This is a genomic window from Longimonas sp., assembly GCF_040409695.1.
Lineage (GTDB): Bacteria > Bacteroidota > Rhodothermia > Rhodothermales > Salinibacteraceae > Longimonas.
The window spans coordinates 1-4,688 of record NZ_JARWGJ010000189.1; the positions used below are offsets into that span (position 1 = coordinate 1).

Consider the following 4,688-nt stretch of genomic DNA (forward strand, 5'->3'; position numbering starts at 1 on the left):
CTGTTGGACCTGTCTCCTCCATTTTAAGAGGATTGCGCGGAAGCGGTAGCTCCATAGCGGGGCTGCCGCTTTTTTTGTTGGGGGAGCGCTGAGATCCTTCTGCCTATTGGCCTCAGAATGACACGGTGTAGAGACGATGTGAAAGGCAGCGGGCAGGATTTGCAGAAGACAGATGGGCCATCGCATCCCACTAAAAAATGGCAGTGCCGCCGCGTAGGTGACCTCAACAATGGTTTTGGGGATTGCCGGGTGGTTTCCCCTCCATCCTACCCGTCCTCCCTGAGGAGGAAAGACAGGAAGGAGGGGCGAGCGCCGGGCTCAACCACAACATTCAGGGCTGACACACCACTAGTCCTTGCACATAACTTTCTCTCTGGTATTTCGTTGATGGGAAATTTGACTTCTCCACCGTCTGTTCAATGAGAGACTGTTGGCCCCCACAAAAAGAACCCACCTGGGCGTCTGCTCGGGCGAGTGGATCCTGAATCAAGTTCAGAATGACGTGTCGGGGGGACGGTGCTGGGAGACGAAAGCTCCCTTTCAACCCAAATGCCACCCCCTCGAATGTCATCCAGATCCTAAATCGAGTTCAGGACAGGCAAGCGATCATCAACGATTATCACCATCTCAGGTTGTGTGCATAGACTAGTGCTCTGAGGAGGGGGATGTAGGGGGAGGGATTTTGTGTTCTCAACCGACTTAAACAATCACGTGTGGCACCACCCTACGCCTTGAACAGCGAAATGAGCGATTCGCCGGCCGTCCATTTCAGCACAGCGCGAATCTGGCGATGCAACAGGCGGGCGGTTGGGGCCACCTGCCACTGCCCGTCAAACCGCACCGGCGCGTCGTATCCGAGTCCGCAGAGGCGGTCGAGCGTGCGCTGCAAGAACCGGTGGGTGGGGGCAAGCCCGCGCAGTTGCATCTGGTACCGGATGTGCGCATAGGTGCAGGGAACCGGATCAACAGCGGCGAACACCACTGCCTCATCCATCCGAAACGGGCGGCCCAGCGGGGTCTGGCGCTCCAGAAACGGCTGAAGCGCAATGCGCCGCTGCTCTTGCGGCGAACCAATCGACGGCGAAGGACGTGGGTAGAGACGATTCATAACGGGACAGCTTGTTACGAGACAAGGGGGCGTATCAGAATGCACAACGGCCTGAATGGATGTGGGGCTTGAATTCAATACCGGGCGGATGCATTCAAGCCCATCGCTCGCATTTCAACACGGCCATCTTTTGGCCAGGCGGCCACTATAGGGGACTACACCGCTCATCCCTTATGCCTGACCCCGGTTTGCTATGCCCGATACATCGCCCCCGGCTCCGACCCCGGCTTCCAACTCTAACGACGCTGTGCCCACGGTGCATGTAGGGCCCGGCATCCAGCGCACGGTGTACGTGAACACCACCGGAGCCGTGGTGCGTCGCCGCGACCAGCACCTGGTGGTAGACGCACACACCGAAGACGGCACCGAGCGGCTGTGCTCGCTACCGCTCACGGAGGTGGATGCCCTGGCCCTGGCGGGCACCGTGCACTGCACCATGCCGGCGCTCCGCCTTTGCCTGCAAGCGGGTGTGCGGGTGGTGCTTTTGTCGCGGCACGGCACCGTACGCGGCTACCTGGAGGCCCCCAGCGCCCCCCGCGTTGAGGTACGCATGGCTCAGTACAGCGTACAGCACGAGCCTACCCGTCGCCTAACGCTGGCCCGTGCTTTTGTCGGAGCCAAGCTGCACAACATGAGCCATCGCCTAAAAGGTACCCTGCGCCGCAACGATGTGCCGGAACTCCGCGCAGCCCATCGTACCATTGAGCGATTCGCGCGGCGCGTACCCACCGCCCGCTCCGAAGACGTCCTGCTGGGATTGGAGGGCGCGGCCACAGCCACGTACTTTTCGATGTGGCCGCGTCTCATCACGCAAGACGACCCTGCGTTTGCCTTCAAACGGCGCACCCGGCGTCCGCCCGAAAGCGCCGTGGATGCGCTGCTCGGCTTCACGTACCGCCTGCTGCAAAACGACATCCAGGCCGCGTGCCTGGTCGCCGGACTCGACCCGCACCTGGGTGTACTGCATCGTCCGCGTGCAAATACGCCAGCGGCGGTGCTCGACCTCATGGAGCCATTTCGTCCGGTCGTGGCCGATTCGGTAGTGCTTTCGCTGATCAACCGGGGCCGCATTCACTCCGACCACTTTGAAGCGCGCGACGGCGGGATCTTCTTGAATGACGAAGGCCGCAAACGCGTGTACAAAGCGTACGGCACGCGCCGCGCCGCCACCGTTACGCCACCCGGACGCGAGCAGCCGATGCCGTATCATCGCGTCTTTGAGCTGCAGGCGCGTCGGCTTCAGCGGGCCCTGTGCACCGAAGATGCGCGCTACCGCTCCTTCCGCATCTGACCCAACCTACTTCTGTCACACCTGAATGTTTGAGGGCGGGGATCTTATTGAGCTCTGCATCCCTCCAGAAAAAACCTGTTATGGTGAGCGAAGGCCGACGGAGAAGGCCCTGTAGCCGCCGAATGGCATTCGGTGGAACCATCTCCCCGATGTTCAGCAGGGGCTGGTGGATAGAAGACCCTGCGCATTTCGATGGAGATCTTTCCTGTTCATCCAACGCATGCTGCTATGCTTTTCACCATCCTGTACATCATTGGCCTGATCTACATCGGGTTTGGCTCTACCACTTCCCGACCATTTACGACGACTCAGACACGGATGACACATGATTCCGTGGGGGCTATCTCGTGGACGCTGAGCAGCAGAGCACCCCAACGGCAGGGCGTTGAGATGCTTCACTACGTTCAGCATGACTTGCTTTAGAAGGCTTCAATGATCGTCCGGGATATCCGCTCCTGATTCCGGGCTCTCAAACGATCCGAACAGTCACGCGTGACACAGCACAATGTTATGGAAATCGACGCTTCATGGGATACGCCCACGCCCCCGCAACGCCTGTGGCTGGTGGCCTACGACATTGCCCATCCTAAGCGACTGCGAAAGATCGCCACGCTCTGCGAGAATTACGGACGGCGGCTGCAGTACAGCGTCTTCCTGTGCGCCTGCTCGCAGTCTGAGGTGCAGACGCTGCAAGCCCGCGCCCGTAGCATCATGGATCGCGCCCACGACCACCTGGTGGTCGGACGGCTCTGCACCGCATGCCGGTCGAGCATCATCCAGCACGGCGTCGAAAAGGCACTGCCTGGCGTGGCGGATACGCTGGTGGTGTGAGCATCTGTTTTCATTTTGTGCCCCCGTTGTATTTCAACACCGACCCAACCACACACCGACAATCCTGCTATGCCTATCTGTCCCGAATGCGGCACCTTCTACGACCCCACAAACGAGACGCAGCCCTGCTGCGGCGCCTGCGGCTACTGGCCCGATGGATACGGCTACAACATTCCCCGCACCTCCGATGACCTGCCGCCCTACGCCACCGACATGACCGACTACAGCAGCGATGCGTCCGTCGACGATACCGATTCTTCGGTCTCCCCTCCAAACAGCGCATCCGACAACGACGAGTCATTCAGCCCCGACGACGACCTGCCGTTTTAGTTGTTTTCCTGGGGGATGCAAAGCGCTCTGCCCTTCCGCTACGCACGACCAATCACTGAAACCCCGTTGCCGCCATGGATGACACCTCCAACTCCCCAACGCCGCACAACCCCGACCGCATGATGGACGACCCCATGTTCCAGAGGGGCCTCTTCTACGCCGCGGTCTTCGTGCTCCTCATGATGTTTGGGTGTTGAGGCGCGTTGCTGGGTAGACATGAGCGGGCCGCTCCCTGCCTACCGGGGACGCAAGCGGTCCCCGGCTATGGTTTTGCTCACATCGCGCCGTTCCGTAGCCTGGGATCAGGAGTGAAGCGGGTATTCCGAGTGGCAATTGAGCCGCGCTAAACAGATACAGCGTACCGCCGGGCCGTTCTATGAATGTCATGCTGAACGCAGTGAAGCATCTCAGCGCTACGTGGCCGAGAGGCCCTGCTGCTCAGTGTCCACGAGGTGCACCTTGTGCGCACCGGACGTGGCGAGCCCGTAGGCATGGCGTTGAGATCCTTCCGCCTGGCGGCGTCAGGATGACCTGCGTCGCGATATGGTCTCGTCTCTTGTTATGACGCAGAGCATCGCCACGAGCGTGGTTCTCATGGGAATTCGGTGTTCAAGAAAGCCGGGGACGCAAGCGGTCCCGGCTATGGATTTTGCTCACATTGCGCCGTTCCGTAGCCCGGGATCAGGAGCGAAGCGCTGGGAGCACCGCGACCGAGTACTCCTGGGGGGCGGATATCCCGGGCGGCCATTGTACCACGCTAAACAGGTACGGTCTCGGAGACCTGTCAGGTCTAATAGCAACGCCCCCACGCACAAGTCATCCCGGACGGAGCGGAGCGGAGATCCGGGATCTTCCCCCGACCTCCCACACCTCCATCCCTCCACACCTCCATCCTACCTTCAAACTATTCACACCCCCTTCACGGCACGAGCTTGCCCTTTACGCACAAAACCCCTACGCTAACAAGCGTACAAACAGGCACATGTCCGCAGGTTCCGAGCCCAAAACGCCGTAATGCGTACGGCCGCTGTGGCGGTTGTTCTGCGCACAATGAGCAGCAAAACATGCTCAAATGTAACAGACATGTGGCGAAATGTGCAGACCTCGCATCCCCCCTAAAAGTGGGGG

5 protein-coding genes are annotated in these 4,688 nt (G+C 60.2%); 4 read left to right on the top strand and 1 reads right to left on the bottom strand.

Annotation, left to right across the window (positions count from 1 at the left end; genetic code table 11):
* Nucleotides 1-724: 724 nt before the first annotated feature.
* Nucleotides 725-1,108, bottom strand: a complete 384-nt coding sequence (locus tag PPP56_RS11400) for a hypothetical protein (protein WP_353564169.1) — start codon at nt 1,106-1,108, stop codon at nt 725-727.
* A gap of 193 nt (nt 1,109-1,301) precedes the next feature.
* On the opposite strand from PPP56_RS11400, the gene cas1 reads away from it, so the two are divergent.
* The 4 genes from cas1 to PPP56_RS11420 all read left to right on the top strand — a co-directional run bounded on the left by cas1 (nt 1,302) and on the right by PPP56_RS11420 (nt 3,757).
* Nucleotides 1,302-2,399 carry a CRISPR-associated endonuclease Cas1 gene (cas1, locus tag PPP56_RS11405; RefSeq protein WP_353564170.1) on the top strand — a complete coding sequence of 366 codons (1,098 nt, stop codon included), beginning with the start codon at nt 1,302-1,304 and terminating at the stop codon, nt 2,397-2,399.
* Between the two features lie 510 nt (nt 2,400-2,909).
* Complete coding sequence (gene cas2, locus PPP56_RS11410; protein ID WP_353564171.1) at nt 2,910-3,230, top strand: CRISPR-associated endonuclease Cas2; 321 nt, start codon at nt 2,910-2,912, stop codon at nt 3,228-3,230.
* A 69-nt stretch (nt 3,231-3,299) separates the two neighbouring features.
* A complete protein-coding gene (locus PPP56_RS11415; protein ID WP_353564172.1) occupies nt 3,300-3,560 on the top strand; it encodes a hypothetical protein in 261 nt (86 codons plus the stop codon).
* 74 nt (nt 3,561-3,634) lie between these two features.
* Nucleotides 3,635-3,757 (top strand): hypothetical protein, encoded by a 123-nt coding sequence (locus tag PPP56_RS11420; RefSeq protein WP_353564173.1) that lies wholly within the window; start codon nt 3,635-3,637, stop codon nt 3,755-3,757.
* Nucleotides 3,758-4,688 lie beyond the last annotated feature (931 nt).

What these genes read in the sequence shown, in the direction of transcription:
- PPP56_RS11400 (WP_353564169.1), bottom strand. Translation starts at nt 1,108, where the DNA reads ATGAATCGTCTCTACCCACGTCCTTCGCCGTCGATTGGTTCGCCGCAA.
- cas2 (WP_353564171.1), top strand. Translation starts at nt 2,910, where the DNA reads ATGGAAATCGACGCTTCATGGGATACGCCCACGCCCCCGCAACGCCTG.
- PPP56_RS11415 (WP_353564172.1), top strand. Translation starts at nt 3,300, where the DNA reads ATGCCTATCTGTCCCGAATGCGGCACCTTCTACGACCCCACAAACGAG.
- PPP56_RS11420 (WP_353564173.1), top strand. Translation starts at nt 3,635, where the DNA reads ATGGATGACACCTCCAACTCCCCAACGCCGCACAACCCCGACCGCATG.
- cas1 (WP_353564170.1), top strand. Translation starts at nt 1,302, where the DNA reads ATGCCCGATACATCGCCCCCGGCTCCGACCCCGGCTTCCAACTCTAAC.